The organism is Cupriavidus basilensis (assembly GCF_000832305.1).
GTDB classification, from domain to species: domain Bacteria; phylum Pseudomonadota; class Gammaproteobacteria; order Burkholderiales; family Burkholderiaceae; genus Cupriavidus; species Cupriavidus basilensis_F.
The window spans coordinates 2,439,550-2,460,071 of record NZ_CP010537.1 but is presented as its reverse complement, the minus strand read 5'-3'; the positions used below and the strand labels follow the sequence as shown (position 1 = coordinate 2,460,071).

Here is a 20,522-nt window from a genome sequence, read left to right as displayed (position 1 = left end):
CCCAGTCTGTTGAGCAAGCTTTGACGCGGCCCGGCTGGTAGCCGGCTTGCACTAGCCGGATCAGGTCGGCGCGGACGTCGGCACGGGTGAGTGGCGCCTGCTCGCTTTGCGCGAAGGACAGGGCTGGTGCTGCCAATGCCGGCTTAGCGCTATGGTGCCACGGCAGTGCTTTGCCAGCCGCCGCCCAGTGCCTTGACCAGCATCACGCTCGCGATCAACTGGCGTCGGTGCACCAGCTCGGCGGCCCGTTCGCTGGCAAGCGCGGTGCTCTCCAGCACGCTGACATCCAGGTAGGCGACCGCGCCCTTGCGGTAGCGGTCCAGCCCCAGCGCCAGGGCGCGCTTGGACGCCTCGGTGGCGGCTTGCTGGCTGGTGGCCTCTTCCTGCAGCGCATGCAGCGCGGCAAAGTTGTCTTCCACCTCCTGGAAGCCGCGCAGCACGCTTGCGCGATAGTCGGCGGCACTGGCATCGAACTGGGCGCGCGCGCTGTCGGCCACCGCCTGGCGGCGGCCACCGTCGAACAGCGTGGCGGCCAGTGCCGGGCCGATCGCCCAGAAGCGGCTCGGCGCGGTCAGCCAGCTGGCCAGGCTGGTGCTCTCCAGGCCGCCACCGACGGCGAGCAGCAGGCTCGGGAAAAACGCGGCGCGAGCCACGCCGACCTGTGCATTGGCAGCTGCCACGCGGCGTTCGGCGGCGGCAATGTCGGGGCGGCGCTCCAGGAGCTGCGAGGGCAGGGCGGCCGGCATGGCCGGCAGGGTAGGCAGCACGGCGGTATCGGCCAGTGGCGGCAGCGAGAAGCGCGCCACGGGCTCGCCCAGGAGCGTGGCGATGGCATGCTCCAGCTGTGTGCGGGTCAGGCGCAGGTCGGCTAGCTGCGCCCTGGTGCTTTCGAGCTGTGCCTTGGCTTGCGCCACGTCGCCTTCGGTGGCGATGCCGCCACGGTAGCGGTTGTTGGCCAGTTGCAGGACCGTGCCGTAGGCGTCGACGGTGCGCCTGAGCAGATCGATCTCCCGGTCGGCCGAACGCAGGCCGAAGTAGTCGGCGGCCAGTTCGGCCTGCAGGCCGAGGCGCACCGCCGCCACGTCGTCCGCACTGGCCTGGGCGCGCGCCTGGGCGGCATCCACGCCATTGCCGATGCGTCCCCACAGGTCGGGTTCCCAGGAGGCGGTGAGCCCCAGCAGGTGGTCTGGCTCGGTCTTGCCGGCCAGCGAGCGGCCAACCACATTGGCCGAGGTATGGCTGCTGCTGGCGCTCAGCCCGGCGCTGATGGTGGGAAAGTAAGCCGCATGCGCGGCCCGGGCCTGGGCACGGGCGTCTTCCAGCAGGGCCACGGCCTTGCGCAGCGTCTGGCTGGAAACGTCGATGCGGGCTTCGAGCGCGTTGAGCGGCGCGTCGGCATACACGCGCCACCAGTCGGGCGCGATGCCCGCCGGGCCGCCAGGATGCGCGGCGCTGGCGCCGGCTTCCTTGTAGGCGGCGGGCGTGTCGACCGTGGGTGGCTGGTAGGCCGGCGCGGTGGCGCAGCCTGTCAGCAGCATTGCCAGTGCCAAGGCGACGAGCGGCGCCGCCAGCCGGCGTGGCCGGGCTGCAGGCACGCGGGTTTGATGAGAACGCTTGGGAGTCTGCATGGCGGGCCTACTTTGCCTGGCTGGCCGTGGTTGCCGGCTGGGTGGCCGGCGTGGCCGGCGTGGCCGGTATATCGGGCGCATTCGCCGCCACCCGGACCCGATCGCCCGCCAGCAGGCCGTCGCCGGGGTTGACCACCACCTGCTCGCCGCCCTGCAAGCCCTCCGTGATCTCCACATGCGAGCCAAAGTCTCGGCCCAGCGTTACCAGCCGGATCGACAGCATGCCGTTCGCGCCCACCACGGCCACGCAGGTGCCTTGCGGGCGGAACATCAACGTGTTGGCAGGCAGGGTCAGGCCGGCCCTTGCCTGCGGCGCGCTGAGGTGGACCTCCGCATAGGCGCCCGGCAGGATCCGTCCCCCCGCATTGTCCACGTCCAGCTCCACGCGCAGGCTGCGCGTGACGTTGTCGATGGCGCCGGCATTGCGCGCCACGGCAGCGGCAAAGCGCTGGCCGGGGAACTGCGGCAGTGTCAGCCATGCCTGCATCTGCGGGCCGACCATGCCGCTTGCGTCCTGCGGCACCTGCACATACACACGCAGCCGCGTGCCGGCCGAGAGATGGAACAACTCCCGGCCGGGTCCGCCGGCGCTGCCGGCATCGATCAGCGCGCCGGTGTCCACGTTGCGCGCGGTCACCACACCGTCGAAGGGCGCGCGGATCTGCGTGTACGAGGCGAGCTGCGCCAGCCGTGCCGTGTTGGAGCGGGCGGAGGCGAGCGTGGCGGCCTTGGCCTGCATGTCGGCCACTTTCTGGTCGGTGTCCTGCTGCGCCACCGAGCGGGATTTGAGCAGGTCTTGCCAGCGCTCGGCGGTGCTTTTGGCCAGCGCGTAGTTGGCCGCGGCGATGGCTTCGTCGGCGTGTGCTTGCCGCAGCTGGTCGCTGACCTCGGGCGCGTCGATCTCTGCCAGCAACTGGCCTTGCTTGACCGGGGTGCCGATGTCGGCGTACCAACGGCGCAGGTAGCCGTTGACGCGCGCATAGACAGGTGCGTCCTGGAAGGCGCGCACGTCGCCTGGCAAGGTCAGCGCCTGCAGCGCTGGCGTGCTGGCAGGCCGCACCGTCGAGACGGTGGTGGCCAGGGCTTCGGCGGTGCGCGCGGCCAGCGTGGCATGGGCATGCAGCCTGGGCAGGACGCCGGCGGCCAGCGCGCCGCCAAGCACTGCCAGTACCAGCAAGCTGGCTCGCAGGCGGCGAGTGCGCGCGGGTGCCATGCCTGGGGCGGCGGCGTCGCCGGATGGGGACATGGGGGGAGCAGGGAGAGTCATGCCGGGCCTTTCTGGTCGAGACCGAGAGCGGGATGCAATTCAGGGACGGGGATGGGGGCCGGCGCACGAGCGGCAAGCCACCGGTGCAGCAGCGCAAACAGGGTGGGCACCAGCACCAGCGTGGCGACGGTGCCGCAGGCCAGCCCGCCGATCACGGCGCGGCCGAGCGGGGCGTTCTGCGCGCCGGCATCGCCCGCGCCAAGCGCCATCGGGATCATGCCGATCAGCATGGCCAGTGCGGTCATCACCACTGGACGGAAGCGCCCGATGCCGGCCTGCAGCGCCGCCTCGAGGGGCGCCATGCCCGCCGCGCGCAGTTCGCGCGCCAGGCTGATCACCAGGATGCTGTTGGCGGTGGCGATGCCGATGCACATGATGGCCCCGGTCAGCGCCGGTACGCTGATGGTGGTGCGCGTGACAAACAGCATCCACGCCATGCCCGCCAGCGCGCCCGGCAGGCCGCCGATGATGGCCAGCGGGTCAAGCCAGGACTGGAAGTTCACCACCATCAGCAGATACACCAGCACTACCGCAATCGCCAGGCCGCTAAGCAGCCCCGCGAAAGAGGCGTGCATGGTCTGCACCTGTCCACGCACCACCAGCTCGGAGCCGGGCGGCAGTGTCTTGCGCGCGGCATCGACGATGCGGCCGAGGTCGCCCGCCACCGCACCAAGATCGCGCCCGCGCACCGAACCGAAAATGTCGATCACAGGCTGCACGTTGTAGTGCGACACCACGCCTTGCTGGCTGGAGCGCTCCACGTTGCCGAGCGAGCCGAGCAGGTCGCCGCCGCTGCCGGAGCCCGGCGTGGCGGCGCCAAGTCCCATTGGAATGTTGGACAGCGACTGCAGCGAGCCCATGGCGGACTGCGGCACCGACACCATCAGCGGATAGCTCACGCCGTTGCGCGGATTGAGCCAGAAGTTGGGTGAGGTCTGGCCGCTGCCGGAGAGTGAAATCAGCAGGTTCTGCGCCACCTCGCGTTGCGATAGCCCGGCCTGCAGTGCGCGGGTGCGGTCCACATTCACCGTCAGCGCAGGCTGGTCGTCCGGCTGCTGGATATGCACATCGGCCAGCCCCGGCACCGCGCGCAACTGGCCGAGCAGCTTCTGCGCCACCTCGCGATTGGCTGCCAGCTGGTTGCCCACCACCTGGATATCGATCGGCGCTGGCAGCCCGAAATTCAGGATCTGGCTGACGATATCGGCCGGCAGGAAGGAGAAGCTCACGCCGGGGAATGCCTTGGGCAGCAAGCTGCCGAGCTGGTCCACGTAGCCTGCCGTGGCGCTGTGGCCGGGCTTCAGGGACACCAGGATCTCGGCGTCCGACGTGCCGATCGGCAGCGCTGAGTCATAGGTCAGGTTGATGCCGCTGACAGGCAGGCCGATGTTGTCGATGATCCCGGCCACCTGGTCCGGGCCGATGGCCGCGCGGATGCGGTTCTCCACCGCATCGGCGATGCGCGCGGTTTCCTCGATGCGGGTGCCCGTGCGTGCGCGCATGTGCAGGCGGATCTCGCCGCTGTCCACGCTGGGGAAGAAATCCTGCCCCAGGAAGGGCACCAGCGCCATCGATGCGGCGCAGCAGGCCAGGAAGGCCGCGGCCAGCCGCCTGGGGTGGCGCAGTGCTGCAGCGAGGGTAGCGGCGTAGCGCGTGCGGACGCCTTCGAACCCGTGTTCAAAGCGCGCCTGCAGCCGTGCGCAGGCGCGGCGCAAGCGGCTTGGGCCGCGCGCTTGCACGGCGTCGTTGTGTTCGTCGTTGCGTTCGCCACGCAGCAGGTAATGCGCCAGCGTAGGAATCAGCGTGCGCGAGAAGAAGTAGGACGCCGCCATGGCGAACACCACGGCCTCGGCCATCGGCACGAACAGGTAACGCGCCACGCCGGTGAGCAGGAACATCGGCAGGAACACGATGCAGATCGACAGCGTGGATACCAGCGTGGGCACGGCGATCTGCGCCGACCCTTCCAGGATCGCCTGCTCCAGCGGCTTGCCCAGCTCGCGGTGGTGGGTGATGTTCTCGATGGCTACGGTGGCGTCGTCCACCAGCACGCCCACCGCCAGCGCCAGCCCGCCCAGCGTCATGATATTGAGCGTCTCGCCGAGCGCGCTGAGCGCCATCAGCGCGGCCAGCACAGAGAGCGGGATCGAGATCGCGATGATCAGCGTGGCGCGCCAGCTGCCCAGGAACAGCAAGATCATCGCGGCGGTCAGGCAGGCGGCGATCAGCGCTTCGTGCAGCACGCCGTGGATGGCGGAGGTAACAAAGACCGACTGGTCCGACACCGGCTGCACCCGCAGCGAAGACGGCAGCCCGGCCATGATGCGCGGCAGCATGGCCTTGACCTGGGCGATGATGGACAGCGTGGAGGTGTTGCCGCTTTTCTCGATCTCCAGCAGCGCGGCGCGCTTGCCGTCGCGGCGCACCACGTTGGTCTGCGGCGCGTAGCCGTCGCGCACCTGGGCCACGTCGCGCACATAGACCGTGCCGCCGGGGCTGCTCTTGACAGGCAGGTTGTTGAGGCCGGCCACGGTGGCCGTGCTGCCGTTCAGGTCGACCCGGTATTCGAGCGCGCCGATCTTGGCGGTGCCTCCGGGCAGCACCAGGTTTTGCGCATTGATGGCGTTGACCACGTCCAGTGGCGCCAGGCCGCGTGCCTGCAGCGCGCGCGTATCGAGATCCACCATCACCTGGCGCACCTTGCCGCCGTAAGGCAGCGGCACCGACGCGCCTTGCACCGTAGCCAGTTGCGTGCGGATGAAGTTGTTGCCCAGGTCGTAAAGCTGCTGCTCGGGCAGTTGGTCGCTGGCCAGCGCCAGCCGCAGGATCGGCACGGTGGAGGCGCTGTAGCTCAGGATCAGCGGCGGCGTGGTGCCCGGCGGCATGTTGCGCAGCATCGATTGCGCGCCCGACGAGGTCTCGGCAATCGCGCGGTTGATGTCGGCGCCGGGGTGGAAGAAGATCTTGATCACCGCCACCCCGGCGAGCGACTGCGACTCGATATGCTCGATATCATCCACGCTGTTGGTCAGCGAGCGTTCGTAGCCGGTGACGATGCGCCGCGCCATGTCCTCGGCGGACAGGCCGTTGTAGGTCCACACCACGCTGACCACCGGGATGTCGATGGCCGGAAAGATATCGGTGGGCGTGCGCAGCAGCACCAGCGGGGCGGCCAGCAGCAAGCACAACGCCAGCACCACAAAGGTGTAGGGGCGGCTCAGCGCGAGCCTGACAATCCACATGGTGTGCACTCCGGGATGCGGGGGTGGGGGCCGCGACGGCCGCTTTGCTGCGGTGGCCGCGGTGTGCGATGGCCGCATTCTAGGAAGCCAGGGGAGTCGGTAATGCTGTCGAATCGATTACAGATTTGTCATTCAGGAGCACCGCGCCAACGGCTATCATCCGAGCATGCAAGGCGCCCGGAGCGCGCCCTGCCGTTACTGGCCAGGCGAGGACGGACATGAGAATTCTGGTGGTGGAGGACGAGCCCAAGACGGGCGAGTACCTGCGCAAGGGGCTGACCGAATCGTCCTTCGTGGTCGACCTGGCGGTGACCGGCGCCGACGGCCTGCACCAGGCGCTGGAGGTGGTGTACGACCTGATCATCCTTGACGTGATGCTGCCGGGCATGAATGGCTGGGATGTGCTCAAGCAACTGCGCGAGCACAAGGACACGCCGGTGCTGTTCCTGACCGCGCGCGATGAAGTGGAGGACCGCGTGCGCGGGCTGGAGCTGGGCGGCGACGACTATCTGGCCAAGCCCTTCGCCTTTGTCGAGCTGCTGGCGCGGGTGCGCACCTTGCTGCGGCGCGGCCCGGTGCGCGAAGCCGACCGCATCGAGATCGAAGACCTTGAGATCGACCTGATCCGTCACCGCGTGACGCGCGCCGGCCGGCGCATCGAGCTGACGCCGCGTGAGTTCTCCCTGCTGCATTTCCTGGCGCGCCGTCACACCGAGGTGCTGAGCCGTACCCAGATCGCCTCCCATGTCTGGGACATGAACTTCGATAGCGATACCAATGTGGTGGATGTGGCGGTGCGGCGCCTGCGCGCCAAGATGGACGACGATTTCCAGCCCAAGCTGATCCACACCGTGCGTGGCATGGGCTATGTGCTGGAGCGCCGGGAAGCCTGATGCGCAGTCTCTCGCTTACTGCCCGCCTGGCGCTGGCCTTTGGCCTGGTGGCCGCGATCGTGTTCGGCGGCGCGGGTGCTTACCTTTACCGCGCGCTGGCCATGCAGGTGATCGAGCGCGACGACGCGGAACTGCTGCGCAAGGTGGCGCGCGCGAGGGCCGAGTTGATGGAGCAGGGCGCCCGGCCCGACAGCGACTGGCGGGAAGTGGCCGGCGTGGTGTCCGGCAACGACGAGTTTGCGCTGGTGGTGCGCGCCGCTGGCGGCGCCGTGCTGCTTGCGGCCAATGCCGGCGAAGGGCCGCCCGCCTTGGAGCCGGTGGCGCCCGCTGCGCAGCTCGGGCCCGAAGCGATCCGTGCCTGGACCACGCGGCAGGGTTACCCGGTGCACGGCGTGCAGGCGCTGGTTCCTGTCGGTCCAGGTACTGCCGGCACTGGCGCCGCCACGCGGACGCTGGCCTTCACGCTCTACCAGACCGCCATTTCCCGCACCACGTTGCTGCGCGCATACCGCGCGAAACTGCTGTTGACAGGGCTGCTGGGCACGCTGGCCGTGGCCGGGCTTGGCTACCTGGTGCTGCGCGCCGGCATGGCGCCGCTGCGGCGCATCGCCGCCGGGGCATCGTCGGTCACGGTGCGGCGGCTCGCGCTGCCGGTCGACCCGGCGCGGCTGCCGCCCGAACTGGCGGAACTGGCTGCGGCCCTGCAACAGATGATGGACCGGTTGCGGGATGGGTTCGAACGCCTGTCGCAGTTTTCCGCGGACCTGGCGCACGACTTCCGCACGCCCATCGGCAACCTGCTCGGGCAGAGCCAGGTCGCGCTGTCTAGCGAGCGCAGCGCCGACGAATACCAGGCGCTGCTGGCGTCCAATATCGAGGAATATGAACGCCTGGCCCGCATGATCGAGAACATGCTGTTCCTTGCGCGGGCCGAGAACGCCCGCGTGGCGGTCAACCCGGTGCGCCTGGACCTGGCGCGCGAACTGGGCGCGCTGTCCGACTATTTCGAGGGGCTGGCGGAGGCGAGCGGCGTGGCGATCGCGGTGGATGGCGGGGGCGCCGTGCTGGCTGATCCGCTGTTGCTGCGGCGCGCGGTCAGCAACCTGGTGGCCAATGCCATCCGCTACACACCCGCCGGGCAGACGGTGGTGATGGCGGCACGCACCGGCCCCGCAGGCAGCCGTATCGAAGTGCGCAACCCCGGGGCCGGCATCGCGCCGGAACACCTGCCCAAGCTGTTCGATCGCTTCTTTCGCGGCGATCCTGCCCGCGCCAACTCGGGCGAGTCGGCGGGCATCGGCCTGGCCATCGTGAAGTCCATCATGGACTTGCACCATGGGCACGTTGAGGTGGAGTCCGAAGTCGGGGGAACCACGGTCTTCAGGCTGCTGTTTCCGCCGAGCATGGCGGATCCCGCGTCTCAGGGTGCCGCTGCCACTGCTACTGGCGCAGCGACGTGAGCAGCCGGATGCCGAGCAGCGCCATTACCCCGCCGGCGGCGCGATCCAGCCACAGCTTGAAGCGCAGGTAGAAGGCACGCGGCCTGGCGCAGGAGAGCGCGATCGCCACGATCGCGTACCAGCCCGTCTCGATGGCAAAGACCATCAGCGGCAGCGCCAGCAGCAGCGAGGCCGGCACCTCGGCGGGCAACAGCGCGGCAAACACGCTGGCGTAGACCACCGCCGTCTTGGGGTTGCTCAGCTGCGTGGCGAAACCGCTCAGCAAGGCACGGCCGCGCCCGGTGCCGGGCGCTTGACCGCCTTCTGCCGCGCCGGCCGCCATCGCCAGGGGCGCGCTGGCGCCGCGCCAGATGCGCACGCCCAGATACACCAGGTAGATGCCGCCGCCCGCCTTCATCGCCATGTACAGCCAGGGCACCGCCGCCAGCAACAGCTTGAGCCCGAGCAGCGCGGCCGCGGCAAACACCACGCCGCCCAGCCCCATGCCCAGCGCCATGTAGAGCGCATCGGCGCGGGAGCGGGCAATGGCGGCGCGGGCCACCATGACGAAGCTCGGGCCGGGGCTGACCGCGCCGAGCGCCAGCGCGCCGCCAATGGCCAATGTGGATGTGAGTGCGTCCATGGCTTTGTCTCGTCAGGAAGGAGGGGGTTCGCTGCGGGCCGGCATGCGGCCGATGCGCGTGGCGAGATGGTAGCAGCAAGAGGTAGCAGCATGACGCACGCGCCACCGGCTTCGGCAGGCCCCACTCAGTTAGCGCCGAATCCCGCCCCGCTCAGTGCCGCAATCGTCTGCGCCAGCTCCTCGCGCAGTGTTGCCACGAGTTGCGCCGCTGGCAGGGCGCGCGCCAGTGGCGCCGCTTGCCCCGCCCATTGCGCTGCGTAGTCCGCGTTGCCGCGCGCCTTGGCCGCCGCATGCAGGGCCTTGCCGGCGTCGTAGGTGATGGGGTAATCGGGGATCGCCGGGCGGTCCGCCGCCTCGCCCAGCGCCGTCAGCCGGTTGGCGAAGCCGCGCGCGGCCCGGCCGGAGATGGAGCGGGTCAGCGTGGTGCTGGCCGGCCGGTCCGCCAGCAAGGCGGCCCGGTAGGGCGCGTCGGCCACGGTCTCCGGGCAGGCCACGAAGGCGGTGCCGAGTTGCGCGGCCTGCGCGCCCAGCGCCAGGGCCGCCGCAATGCCGGCGCCGTCCATGATGCCGCCGGTGGCGATCACGGGCAGGGCGGTATGGCGGACCAACAGCCGTACCAGCGCGAGGGTGCCGAGGCCTTCGTCATGCCCTTCGGGCTTGAACGTGCCGCGGTGGCCGCCGGCTTCCACGCCCTGGGCAACGATGGCATCGACGCCGGCAGCGGCGATCTGCCGCGCTTCGTCCAGGCTGGTGGCCGTGGCCATCAGGAAGATGCCGGCGGCGTGCAGCGCGTCGATCCAGGCCTGCGCCGGCAGGCCGAAATGGAAGCTCACTACCGCGGGCCGCTCCTCCAGCAGCATCGCGAACATGGCGTCGTCGGCGACAAAGCTGGTGTAGATCTCGCGCAGGCTGGCGGGCGGCGTGGCGCCGAATTCGGCGAAGCTCGGCGCCAGGTAGGCCAGCCATTGCGCCTCGCGCGCAGGGTTGGCGACGGCGGGAGCGTGGCAGAACAGGTTGATGTTGAAGGGCTTGTCCGTCAGCGCACGGGTTTCGCGGATGGTCTTGCGGGCGCCCTCGGCGTCCATGGCGCCGACGCCGAGCGAGCCCAGGCCGCCGGCATTCGACACTGCCGCGGCAAGCGCCGGTGTGCTGACGCCTGCCATTGGCGCCTGGATGATCGGGGCGGCAAGGCCGAGCCGGGAGAGCAGCGAGCGTGGTTGCGTGGCGTGGATGGGGTCGGTCATGGCGGGTTCCTCGTTTCCTCGGTAATGGGTGGATGCTGTGGGGGCGGGTTCTGTGGGGTGGGTTCCGTGCCGCACGCCGGGCATGCGCTGGCCTTCACAGGAAGCAGAAGGCGGCAGATGCCAGCAGCGCGGCAGCGGCGGCGGCAAGCGGGCCGCTGAAGCCATGGCTGTGCGCCATCAGCGCATCGGATACCAGCGGGCCGGCGATCTGGCCTACGCCATAGGCGGCGGTCATGATGGCGAGCAGGTTGAATGTCACGCGGTGGGCCACGCGTTTCGCGGCGGGCATGGCGATGGTCACGGTGCCAACGAAGGTGCCGCCCACCAGCAGCGCGCTAGCCAGGTAGGCCACGGCCGAGTGGCTGAGCGCGGGCAGGATCACGCCCACCGCCTGCACCAGCAGGTTGAGCGCGAGTGCGCGCCGGGTGCCGAGGCGGCCGTGCAGCGCGTGCCAGAGAAAGCACGAAGGTGCCGCGCCAAGCCCGAACGCTGCCCAGATATGGATCGGGTCGATGTGGCCGAGCGCGTCGCGCACAAAGAGCGGCAGGTAGGTCGCCGTGACGATGTAGCCGAACCCCGCCAGCCCGTAGCTGCCCACCAGCGGCCACGGACCAGGCCCGTTGGCATTGGCCTCGTCCGTGGCAGTGGCATGCGGCTGGGGTGCCGGCACGCGGCCCGCAAGATACGGCCATGCCAGCGCGCTCAGCACGGCGGCGCCACCGCCGATGGCAAGCCACAGCAAAGGGCTGTGCCAACCGGCCAGGTTGCCGGCGGCAATGAGCTCGGCGGACAGCAGGATGCCGGCACCGACGCCCGAGAACAACAGCGGCGCGCCATGCGGATGTCCTACCACCTGGAACAGCCACACGGACGCGCAGATCAGCGCGATGGCGCTGAGCACGCCCGCCAGGAAGCGCACACCGATAAAGAACCAGGGCGCGGCCGGCACTGCCAGCGCCAGCAGGCACAGGGCGGTGCCGAAGAGGGCGATGCGGCAAAAGCGTGGCGCAACGCGCTGCGGCATGCGGCTGACCGCGAGGGCGCCCACGAGATAGCCGGCATAGTTGGCGGACGCGGCCAGCGAGCCGGCGCTGACGCTCAGCAGGCCGTCGCGCACCATCAGCGGATACATGCCGGTAAACGCAAAGCGCCCGAAGCCCATGCCCACCGCCAGCACCAGCGCGGCGGCCAGTGAGGGCATCCATGGCGCCATGGTCTTGCCAAAGGACTGCGGCGCTGCTGTGACGGTCCGGATCCTAGCCATGCTGCAGCTCCTGGAGAAACGCCGCGTATGCCGACGTGGCAAAACCCGAACGGCGCACCAGCAAGGTGTGCGCGACTCGCACGGGCACGGTTTGCAGGCTTGCGGCATCGGGGTGCAGCGCCAGCAGCGACTTCGGCAGGATGGCCACTGCCGAGCCCGCCGTCACGCAGGCCAGGATCGCGTGGTAAGACGCCAGTTCCAGCACGTTCAGCGCCAGCCGTGGGCCTTCGCCGCTGGCGAGCCAGTCCTCGGCACACAGGCGGTACGTGCAGCCGCGCGAGAACGTGGCCAGGCTGCGCAGCTGGATGTCCTGCGGCGTACGCACCGGCGGATGGCTGTGCGGCAGCACCAGCAGCAGTTCTTCGGAGAACAGGAACGTGCCTTCCAGGCCGGGGCCGAGCACGTCCATGTCGAGCGTGTCCGGGACGCCATCGGCGGGATGGGCCACCACGGCGCAGTCGATGCGATGCGCCAGCAGTGCGTCGATCAAGGCTTGCGTGGTGCCGGTCTGGATCTCGATCCGCACGTCCGGCCATTTGCCGTGATAGCGAGCCAGCGGGCGGGGCAGCCGGCTCGCGGCCGAGCTTTCCATGCTGCCCACGCGCAACGTACCCGAGGGCGCATCGCCGCGCATGGATTGGCGGGCTTCTTCGGCCAGCGCCAGCAGCCGCTCGGCGTAGCCCAGGAAGCGCTGCCCTTGCGGCGTCAAGGTCATGCGCTTGCTGTCGCGCAGGAACAGGGCGACGCCGAGTTCCTCTTCGAGCTGCTTGACGCGCGTGGTGACGTTCGACTGCACGCGGTCCAGGGTCTTGGCAGCCCGCGTGACGCTTTCTTCAAGCGCAACGGCTCGGAAAATCTCAAGTTCGGCCAGATCCACGGCAATCCTTCGGTTGAAATTGGTTCTTAAAAAGAGAACAAATTTCAATTAACTATCATCGATAGGGAATGATAAGTCAAGAAAGCCATGACGCCAGCGGGGTGGGGCGAGGTGGGGTGCACATTCCGGTGAACAATGCCGCGGCCCGGCGCGTACCCAAGGCGCGGGACTAATGCGGATCCTGGTATTGCGAGGGTTGGGGTTGCGCGGGTTGCTGCTGCGAATGCCGATGCGCCGGTGCCGGCCGCGCCAGGAGCGCGCGGATCGACGCAAGATAGCGGTCGCCAACTTCCCGGCTGGCCCGGTTCGACTGGGCGCGCAGGGCACGGCGGGCCGGTGGCGTGATGTTCAGGCTGCGGCAGATCGTTGACAGGTAGGGCTTGCGGTCTCCCGCCAGCCGCTGTGCCGCGGCTTGCACCGCCGCATCGCCTACGCGTTCGCGCAACCAGGCCAGGACCTGCCTGTCGTATTCGTTCTGCACCCGGACCAGGTGTTCCATGATCGGCTCCCGTAGATACTGTTCATCCATACAGTTACTGTAAATATATACAGTAATGCGGTTTTTTCAAGGATGAATGTCGAGAACCAGATACGGGCCATCGTCCAGGGGGCTACAGGACCATGCAGGCGGCAGCGCTGGCGCTGGCGCCGGGCCGTTGCGGCACGCAGGCGGGCCCGGCGGGCGGCATTTCCAGGTGGCGGCGCCGGCTCGCAGGCAGGTTCTCTTCCGGGGGCTTGCAGGCTGCGCGCGCGTCATGCCGCGGCGGGTGGCTGTCGCGCAGGGCCGGATGGTGCTTTTCCACCCAGCGCGCCGCTCTCCAGAGCGCGACGATGCAGGCAACCGCATAACTGCAGTAGATGAGGATCAGCATAAGCACCTTGCTTCGCGCCCGCTTGGGGGCGAGTAGTTCAAGAAGGTGCGAGTATGCGCAAGATCACTCTCCATGCGGTATCACTCGATTGGGGGGGCAGGTGACTGTGCTGGCAGCGAGGCCAGGCTGGTGGCCGCTCTGGCGGAAATGCCGCAGCGGGGAGAGACAATTGTTTGCAGTTCACCCCGCCAGCGCGGGCTGCGCTGGCGGGGTAGGCGAGGCGCTCAGGCCTGATCTTCGCCAGGCGTATCGGCGCGGTACTCCAGCAGGTCGCCCGGCTGGCAATTCAGCGCCTCGCAGATTTTCTCCAGCGTATCGAAACGGATGCCCTTGACCTTGCCGGATTTCAGCAAGGAGAGATTGGGCTCGGTGATCCCGATGTACTGGGCGAGCTCGCGCGATTTCATCTTGCGCTCAGCAAGCAGGACGTCAAGCCGGACGAGGATAGTCATAGGGTCAGGGTGCCTCAAACGCAAACACAAACTCAAACAAAGCCTTCATTCTCCTGCGCGACGCGCGCGGCCTCGACCATTGCCCAGGCGATGGCCAGCAGCAAGCCCAGCATCACGTCGCCAAAGGTGATGATCACCACCATGTAGGGGCCGTTGGCAGCCGTGCTGGCCAGGGTCATGGCCAGCAGCGTCTTGGTGAGCGGAACCACCACGCTGAACGCCGTCACCACCAGCGCCACGCGGCGCAGGCGTACGGCCGTCTCCAGGGTAAGGACCGCGCCGCCCGCCAGGGCCGCGAACAGCCTGTGCGCTTGCATCAGTCCACTGACCAGCAAAGCCGTGGCCACGCTCGTGATGGCCAGCCCGAGCAGCCGGTACGGCATCGACACCAGCAACTGCCCGCCTGGCGCAGGCCCGGCCAGGAACGTGCGCAGGTTCCGGTCCAGCTCCGCATCGGAAAGCAAGAACCAGAAGGCGATCAGCCCCGCCGTCGTCACGACGGCGCACCACAGTGTCAGCCACTGCATGCGGCGCGCGATGACGCTAACGCGCATTAGGGCGCCATCAGCGGGCAAGGGAAGGGAAAGGGGGGGCGGCATGCCGGTCTCCTGAATGGATTGCGCATGGCAAAAAATTACTGTAAAACAGCAATGTATTATCGTTTTGCAGTAATTTATATTCGTCGGAGATTAAATTATATGCGTCCCATAGCCTTCCCTGGCCGCCTCTTTCCCATCGCGCCTGCTGCCATGTTGGTGCTTTTGTCGGTTGTGCCTGCGCATGCCGCAGCCGCGGAACTTGCCGCCAACTATTGGTACGTCGGCGGCGACCTCAATATTGCCCGCGACAAAGTCAGTACGAGCACGCCTGGCTGGGCGGGAGGATCGTCCAACAACGTTAGACCTTCAATACTTCAATGGCTATGACCATCAGGACAATCGCAGGCGTTGCATGGATCGGGGCATGCTACGCGCTTGCCGGCTGTGCGCCAACGCAGCTCTCCAGCCCGGCCGCATCGGCGGTCAGGATCACCCACAACGAGCCTGCCGCGGGATGCACCTATCTTGGCGACGTGACCGGCAGCCAGGGCGATTTTGTGCGGGGCGCCATCACGGCCAATGCGGATCTGGAAACCGGTGCACGCAACGACATCAAGAACAAGGCAGCGGCAATGGGTGGCAACCTGGTGTACCTGCTCACCCAGCGCGCAGGCCAGACCGGCAGCAAGGATCGCCTGGAGCAAACCAACGTGACGCTGTCGGGCAACGTGTATCGCTGCGCGTCCCCGGGCGCGCACTAGGGCGCCGCAGGGGTGGCGCAGCCTGTTGATGTTGACTATGACGTGGACGAAGGCCGGCCTTACAACCGTCGCCCGTCAATCGGCATGCGCCAGTATCCCGGCCGCCCCGGCGGGGCCGCGGCGCGAACAGGGATCAGGCCAGCTTCTCCCTGAGGATGTCCTGCGCGGATACCGGCTTGCGGCCCCGCTTGCGCCGGTAGTTGCCTTCCGCGTCCATTTCCCAGGTGTCGCGGTTGTCCTTCAGGTAGACCTTCAGCCCTTCCTCGATCACGCGATCCTTGAGCGTTTTGTCCAGCACGGGGAAGCACACTTCGATGCGCCGGAAGAAGTCGCGGTCCATCCAGTCGGCGCTCGATAGCCGCACGTCTTCGGCCTTGTCGTTGTAGAAGTAGAAGATCCGCGCATGCTCCAGGAACTGGCCAAGCACGGAGCGCACCCGGATATTCTCGGACAGGCCCGGAATGCCGGGGCGCAATGCGCAGGCCCCGCGCACGATCAGCTCGATCCGGGCGCCATCGCAGGATGCCTGGTACAGGGCCTGGATGAGCTTGGGCTCCAGCAAGGCGTTCATCTTGGCGATGATCAATCCCTTGCGGCCAGCCTTGGCGTGCTTGCCTTCGCGGCGGATGGCTTCGAGCAGCGCCGTGTGCATGGTGAACGGCGATTGCCAGAAGTGCGCCAGCGTGCCGGGGTGGCCGAGCCCGGTCAACTGGGAGAACACGTTGGCCACATCGTCGACGATGGCTTCCTTGCAGGTAAACAGGCCGAAGTCCGTGAAGCTCCTGGCCGTCTGCGAGTGATAGTTGCCGGTGCCGATATGCGCGTAGCGCCTGAGTTTCTTCCCTTCGCGCCGCACCACCATGGCCATCTTGGCGTGGGCCTTGTAGCCAACCACGCCGTACACCACGTGCGCGCCGGCTTCTTCAAGCTGGGCTGCCCAGTTGATATTGGCCTGCTCATCGAAGCGGGCGAGCAACTCCACCACCACGCTGACTTCCTTGCCTCTGCGCGCGGCGCCGATCAGCGCCTCCAGCAGGGCCGAGTCGTTGCCGGCGCGGTACACCGTCTGCTTGATGGCCATCACTTCCGGATCTTCCGCGGCCTGGCGGATGAAATCCACGACGGGCGAAAACGACTGATACGGATGGTGCAGCAGGATATCGCCGTCGCGGATGGCGCGGAACATGTCGGGCTGGTCCTGCAGCGCCTTGGGCAGGCCGGGGCGGCACGGCGGGTACTTCAGGTCATCGCGGTCCACGCTGTCAGGAACCGGCAGCAAGCGCACCAGGTTGACCGGGCCATTCACCGAAAACACCTCGGCATCTTCCAGGCCGAACTGGTCTTGCAGGAAGCGGGTCATCTCCTCGGAGCAGTTGTCCGCGACCTCGAGCCGCACCGCGTCGCCAAAATGCCGCTGCGGCAGCTCTCCCTGCAGCGCATCGCGCAGGTTCTTGATTTCTTCCTCGTCGACGAACAGCTCGCTGTTGCGGGTGACGCGGAACTGATAGCAGCCGCGCACGCGCATGCCGGGAAACAGCTCGCAGACGTGGGCATGCAGGATGGACGACAGGAACACGAAGCCGTGTTCGCAGCCGGAAATCTCCTTGGGCAGCAGGATCACGCGGGGCAGGGCCCGGGGCGCCTGCACGATGGCCGCGTTCGCCTCCCGGCCAAAGGCATCCTTGCCTTCGAGTTCCACGGCGAAGTTCAGGCTCTTGTTGAGCACACGCGGGAACGGATGCGCCGGATCAAGGCCAATGGGGGTGAGCACCGGCATCAGCTCGCGGAAGAAATAGCTGCGGATCCATTCGCCCTGTTCCTGCGTCCAGTGTGGACGGCGCAGGAAGCGGATTCCCTCGCGGTCCAGGTCCGGAACCAGCACTTCGTTGAACAGGCGGTACTGTTCCGCGACCAGCTTGTGGGTGCGGGCGCTGACAAGCGCGTAGATCTGCCGCACGTCCAGTCCATCCGGGCCGGTGGTCGCTGGCGCCTGCAGCTTGATCTTCTCCTTCAGGCCGGCAACGCGGATCTCGAAGAACTCATCCAGGTTGCTGCTGAAGATGCAGAGAAAGCGCAATCGCTCCAATAACGGAATGTCATGGTTCTCGGCCTGGGCGAGCACGCGCCGGTGGAACTCCAGCTGGCTGGCCTCACGGTTCAGGAAGAGCTGCCGTGCGTTGGCGCCGAGGCTGGTGCTGGCACTGGCGAGAAAGTCCGATGGAGCACCGTGAACGTCACTCGGTACCAGGGGGAGGGAAGGGGCGATCTCGAGTGGAGCTGCCGAGCCTTCTTCCATGATTCGCTTCAATCCTTCTCTGGGAATGGATCATCGTGCACCGATGACCTGTTGGAAAGATATTACCGCGCGCCGCGCCGCTTGAGGAGTGGGCGCGGTGCACGTTTCCCGATCTGCGCCAGGACTGTGTGGCTGGCGGGCCACGGACAGATGCCAGGGGAGGGGGCGTCCGGTCGCGGCCGCCTTGCGGGAAAACCCTGAAGGAGTGAGGCACTGCCCCCCGGCCCTGCAGCCAATGGGAATTGCAGCTACCCTGTCGCGCAGTGATGGACTGACACCGGGAAAACACAATGCAAAAGACACTGAAAATCGATTTTGTCTCCGACGTCGCGTGCCCGTGGTGCGCCGTGGGCCTGAGTTCGCTGCAACAGGCGCTGGCGCGGCTTGGCGATGCCGTTTCGGCAGAAATCACGCTTCGCCCATTCGAGCTTAATCCGGACATGGGGCCGGGAGGCGAATCGATCCAGGATTACATGGCGCGCAAGTATGGCCGCACCGAGGAGGAAATCGTGCAGAGCCAGGCCATGATCCGCCAGCGTGGCGCCGACGTCGGCTTTGAGTTTGGCTCTCGTACCCGCGTATACAACACGTTCGACGCGCACCGGCTTTTGCATTGGGCAAACCTGGAGGGGCGCCAGCTGCCGCTGAAGATGGCGCTGTTCCGTGCGTATTTCACGGAGTCCAAGGATTCCAGCAATCACGAGGTCCTCGTCGAGGCAGCGGCTGCGGCCGGCCTGGACGCCGACAAGGCACGCACCGTGCTATCGGGCGACGCGTATGCGGCGCAAGTCCGCGAGATGGAGAAGCGCTATCAGGACATGGGCATCCGTTCCGTGCCTTCGATCATCTTCAATGACCAATACCTGGTGAGCGGCGGGCAGCCGGTGGAGGCGTTCGAGAATGCCATTCGGGAGGTGCTGGCAAAAGGCTGAAGGGGCGCATGATCATCCATGGCGCCTGCGCTAAGCCTGCAGCCATGGACGCCCCGCGCACAAGGGGTCTCGGCGCGTCGCGCCGGCTGAGTAGGCCGAGGCTTGCTCGCGGGAAAGCGTTGCCTTTCTGCATACGTACTATCACCTGATGCTGCGCCGCGCCATTTCCTTTGCTATGATTAGGGAAAACCCGGTAAGGGTAATCCCTAGGAAAAAGCCATGAGCACGCAAAGCGACATCAAGATGACCGACCAAATGGAACGCGATCTGATCGAGCGCGAACTTGGTCCCCGCAGCCCCAGCCTGGTGGCAGATGTGAAGAGCGCCATCTTCGCCGTGCAGCATATGCTGAGCCGCCTGCAGAACCAGGCACGCAAGGCAAAGATCGTCTACGCGAACGGCTGATCGGCCCGCCCGCCAGTTCTGGCGCAGATTGGCAGGCCTGTGCGTGAGGGCGGGCATCAGACAACCCTCAACAAAAGCAGGCATGCATCCGATTCAGACAATGTGCGTCTGACCCGGCGCCACTCAGGGTGGTAACAGCGCGGCTTGGGCGGCGGCGAGAACCTCGCGATTCAAACCTGCGAGCAACCCTGACGCCGCGCGTGCGTATTGCCAGTGAAGCGGTACATCAAGCGGGGTGTTCGGCACCAACTCGACGAGTGAACCGTCCTCGAGATGAGGGGCGATCAGTGCCTCCGGATGCAAGCCCCAGCCCATGCCGGCCAACGCTGCGGTCACAAAGGCATGGGACGAAGGCAACGTGTGCCGGGGAAGCTCCACGTGCCGATGGCACAAACGCCGTGCCCACCGCGCCTGCAACTCATCCTTGATATTGAACATCAGGCTGGGCGCCAGCGTCAGGCTGCCGGCGCCCACGCCATCGCCGAAATGGCGCTGGATGAAAGCCGGGCTGGCGGCCGCCAGGTAGCGCATGGAGCCCAGTGGACGACTGTTGCAGCCAGCGGCAGGACGGGCTGTGGCCGTTACGGCGGCCAGCACTGCGCCGCTGCGCAGCCACTCCGTGGTGTGGTCCTGGTCGTCCACCGCCACCTCCATCAGCACGGGACTTTCTGCAGCGAAGGCGGCGATGGCCGGCGCGACCCAGGTGGCCAGGCTGTCGGCATTCACCGCAATGGGCAGCGCTACCCGTGCCATGCCCTCCGGGGCAAGCGCCGGTAGCGCCCCTTGCAACTCTTGCTCGAGCAGCCGGACACGGTCAATGTGCTGGCAAAGCCGGCGGCCCGTCTCCGTGGCCCGGCAGGGCTGATCGCGCACCACCAGCGCGCAGCCTACGCGCTCTTCCAGCAGCCGAACGCGCTGCGAAATTGCCGATGGCGTTACATGGAGAGCGCGGGCTGCACGCTCGAAGCTGCCCTCCCGAACCACGGCAGCCAATGCGGATAGAGCGGAGTAATCCAGCATAAGTTAAGTTCAGCTAAATAGAATGAAGCACAGGTAGTTTGTCTTCATTTGCCAGTGCAGGCAAGCTAGATGTATGAACACCTCGCTTGCCTTATCCGCTTCCCTCCAAGGCCTGGCCCTGAGCCTGGGCCTCATCGTGGCCATCGGCGCACAGAACGCATTCGTATTGCGCCAGGGTCTGCGTCGCGAGCATGTGGGAAGCGTGGTGCTGTTGTGCGCCATGGCGGACGCATTGCTGATTGCGGCGGGTGTCATGGGCATGGCCCAGGCATTGGGGGAGCGCCCCGGCCTCGCGCGTGTGCTGGCGCTGGCCGGTGCCGCGTTCCTGGCGATATATGGATGGCAGGCGCTGCGGCGTGCGCGGCATGCTCGTCCATTGAAGGCATCTGACGGTGGGAAGGGGCTCAGCAGGGGTGCCGCGTTGGCTCAGGCGGCGGCGTTCACGCTGCTCAATCCTCATGTTTATCTGGATACGGTGCTGCTGGTGGGCAGCATCGGTGCCCAGCAACCGGCGGCGCTGCGAGGCTGGTTCGTGGCGGGCGCCAGTGCTGCCAGCCTATTCTGGTTCGGGCTTCTGGGCTTTGGCGCACGCTGGCTGGCGCCGTGGTTCGCCCGGCCGAGGGCCTGGCAGGTGCTGGATGGTCTCATCGGTACGACCATGTTCGTCCTGTCCGCTCTGCTGGTGCAGCGCGTACTCCAAGGGTTGTGAGGTGTTTCCTGGTGCGTCGAACAGGTAACGGCCTTGGCT

20 protein-coding genes and 1 pseudogene are annotated in these 20,522 nt (G+C 67.3%); 7 read left to right on the top strand and 14 right to left on the bottom strand.

Going from position 1 to position 20,522, the window contains the following annotated elements:
• Positions 1–31: 31 nt before the first annotated feature.
• The 4 genes and pseudogenes from RR42_RS39080 to RR42_RS31540 form a co-directional block, all read right to left on the bottom strand.
• A pseudogene (locus tag RR42_RS39080) lies at positions 32–166 on the bottom strand (DUF4148 domain-containing protein); the annotation flags it as partial.
• The gene (locus RR42_RS31550; RefSeq protein WP_052495101.1) at positions 150–1,538 is read right to left on the bottom strand and encodes an efflux transporter outer membrane subunit; all 1,389 of its coding nucleotides are present in this window, start codon (positions 1,536–1,538) and stop codon (positions 150–152) included. The pseudogene RR42_RS39080 and the gene RR42_RS31550, both read right to left, overlap by 17 nt.
• Before the next feature lie 97 nt (positions 1,539–1,635).
• Complete coding sequence (locus tag RR42_RS31545) at positions 1,636–2,874, bottom strand: efflux RND transporter periplasmic adaptor subunit (RefSeq protein ID WP_052495100.1); 1,239 nt, start codon at positions 2,872–2,874, stop codon at positions 1,636–1,638.
• 17 nt (positions 2,875–2,891) lie between these two features.
• Positions 2,892–6,137, bottom strand: coding sequence for an efflux RND transporter permease subunit (locus tag RR42_RS31540; RefSeq protein ID WP_043355793.1), 3,246 nt, complete (start codon positions 6,135–6,137; stop codon positions 2,892–2,894).
• Between the two features lie 218 nt (positions 6,138–6,355).
• On the opposite strand from RR42_RS31540, the gene RR42_RS31535 reads away from it, so the two are divergent.
• Together RR42_RS31535 and RR42_RS31530 are read left to right on the top strand one after the other, a co-directional pair.
• On the top strand, positions 6,356–7,030 hold the full coding sequence (locus RR42_RS31535; protein WP_043355791.1) for a heavy metal response regulator transcription factor: 675 nt from the start codon (positions 6,356–6,358) through the stop codon (positions 7,028–7,030).
• The gene (locus tag RR42_RS31530) at positions 7,030–8,490 is read left to right on the top strand and encodes a heavy metal sensor histidine kinase (RefSeq protein ID WP_043355789.1); all 1,461 of its coding nucleotides are present in this window, start codon (positions 7,030–7,032) and stop codon (positions 8,488–8,490) included. The genes RR42_RS31535 and RR42_RS31530 overlap by 1 nt, the downstream gene beginning before the upstream one ends.
• Here RR42_RS31530 and RR42_RS31525 read toward each other — a convergent pair.
• The 8 genes from RR42_RS31525 to RR42_RS31490 all read right to left on the bottom strand — a co-directional run bounded on the left by RR42_RS31525 (position 8,471) and on the right by RR42_RS31490 (position 14,420).
• Positions 8,471–9,112, bottom strand: a complete 642-nt coding sequence (locus RR42_RS31525; RefSeq protein WP_043355787.1) for a LysE family translocator — start codon at positions 9,110–9,112, stop codon at positions 8,471–8,473. The genes RR42_RS31530 and RR42_RS31525 overlap by 20 nt on opposite strands.
• 125 nt (positions 9,113–9,237) lie before the next feature.
• Positions 9,238–10,356: an NAD(P)H-dependent flavin oxidoreductase gene (locus RR42_RS31520; protein ID WP_043355785.1), complete on the bottom strand. Its 1,119-nt coding sequence runs from the start codon at positions 10,354–10,356 to the stop codon at positions 9,238–9,240.
• A gap of 94 nt (positions 10,357–10,450) precedes the next feature.
• Positions 10,451–11,620, bottom strand: coding sequence for a YbfB/YjiJ family MFS transporter (locus RR42_RS31515; RefSeq protein WP_082055170.1), 1,170 nt, complete (start codon positions 11,618–11,620; stop codon positions 10,451–10,453).
• A complete protein-coding gene (locus RR42_RS31510) occupies positions 11,613–12,497 on the bottom strand; it encodes a LysR substrate-binding domain-containing protein (protein ID WP_043355783.1) in 885 nt (294 codons plus the stop codon). The genes RR42_RS31515 and RR42_RS31510 overlap by 8 nt, the downstream gene beginning before the upstream one ends.
• Positions 12,498–12,666: 169 nt before the next feature.
• On the bottom strand, positions 12,667–12,996 hold the full coding sequence (locus RR42_RS31505) for a hypothetical protein (protein WP_043358275.1): 330 nt from the start codon (positions 12,994–12,996) through the stop codon (positions 12,667–12,669).
• A 112-nt stretch (positions 12,997–13,108) separates the two neighbouring features.
• Entirely contained in the window at positions 13,109–13,369 is a 261-nt protein-coding gene (locus tag RR42_RS31500; RefSeq protein WP_043355781.1) for a hypothetical protein, read from the bottom strand.
• 224 nt (positions 13,370–13,593) lie between these two features.
• On the bottom strand, positions 13,594–13,821 hold the full coding sequence (locus RR42_RS31495; protein WP_043355780.1) for a helix-turn-helix domain-containing protein: 228 nt from the start codon (positions 13,819–13,821) through the stop codon (positions 13,594–13,596).
• 32 nt (positions 13,822–13,853) lie between these two features.
• Positions 13,854–14,420, bottom strand: coding sequence for a DUF2975 domain-containing protein (locus tag RR42_RS31490; protein WP_144410000.1), 567 nt, complete (start codon positions 14,418–14,420; stop codon positions 13,854–13,856).
• A gap of 24 nt (positions 14,421–14,444) precedes the next feature.
• Between RR42_RS31490 and RR42_RS40140 the strand changes: the two genes are divergently transcribed.
• The gene (locus tag RR42_RS40140) at positions 14,445–14,747 is read left to right on the top strand and encodes a hypothetical protein (protein WP_144409999.1); all 303 of its coding nucleotides are present in this window, start codon (positions 14,445–14,447) and stop codon (positions 14,745–14,747) included.
• Positions 14,744–15,121, top strand: coding sequence for a DUF4156 domain-containing protein (locus tag RR42_RS31485; protein ID WP_144409998.1), 378 nt, complete (start codon positions 14,744–14,746; stop codon positions 15,119–15,121). The genes RR42_RS40140 and RR42_RS31485 overlap by 4 nt, the downstream gene beginning before the upstream one ends.
• 133 nt (positions 15,122–15,254) lie before the next feature.
• Here RR42_RS31485 and ppk1 read toward each other — a convergent pair whose 3' ends face one another.
• Positions 15,255–17,417 carry a polyphosphate kinase 1 gene (ppk1, locus tag RR42_RS31480; RefSeq protein ID WP_082055169.1) on the bottom strand — a complete coding sequence of 721 codons (2,163 nt, stop codon included), beginning with the start codon at positions 17,415–17,417 and terminating at the stop codon, positions 15,255–15,257.
• A gap of 290 nt (positions 17,418–17,707) precedes the next feature.
• Between ppk1 and RR42_RS31475 the strand changes: the two genes are divergently transcribed.
• Positions 17,708–18,349: a DsbA family oxidoreductase gene (locus RR42_RS31475; RefSeq protein WP_043355778.1), complete on the top strand. Its 642-nt coding sequence runs from the start codon at positions 17,708–17,710 to the stop codon at positions 18,347–18,349.
• A 219-nt stretch (positions 18,350–18,568) separates the two neighbouring features.
• Positions 18,569–18,754 carry a hypothetical protein gene (locus RR42_RS31470; RefSeq protein WP_043355776.1) on the top strand — a complete coding sequence of 62 codons (186 nt, stop codon included), beginning with the start codon at positions 18,569–18,571 and terminating at the stop codon, positions 18,752–18,754.
• Between the two features lie 123 nt (positions 18,755–18,877).
• On the opposite strand, the gene RR42_RS31465 is transcribed toward RR42_RS31470, so the two are convergent.
• Positions 18,878–19,774 (bottom strand): LysR family transcriptional regulator ArgP, encoded by an 897-nt coding sequence (locus tag RR42_RS31465; RefSeq protein ID WP_043355774.1) that lies wholly within the window; start codon positions 19,772–19,774, stop codon positions 18,878–18,880.
• Positions 19,775–19,847: 73 nt separating this feature from the next.
• On the opposite strand from RR42_RS31465, the gene RR42_RS31460 reads away from it, so the two are divergent.
• Positions 19,848–20,483 carry a LysE/ArgO family amino acid transporter gene (locus RR42_RS31460; protein WP_043355773.1) on the top strand — a complete coding sequence of 212 codons (636 nt, stop codon included), beginning with the start codon at positions 19,848–19,850 and terminating at the stop codon, positions 20,481–20,483.
• Positions 20,484–20,522: the final 39 nt, after the last annotated feature.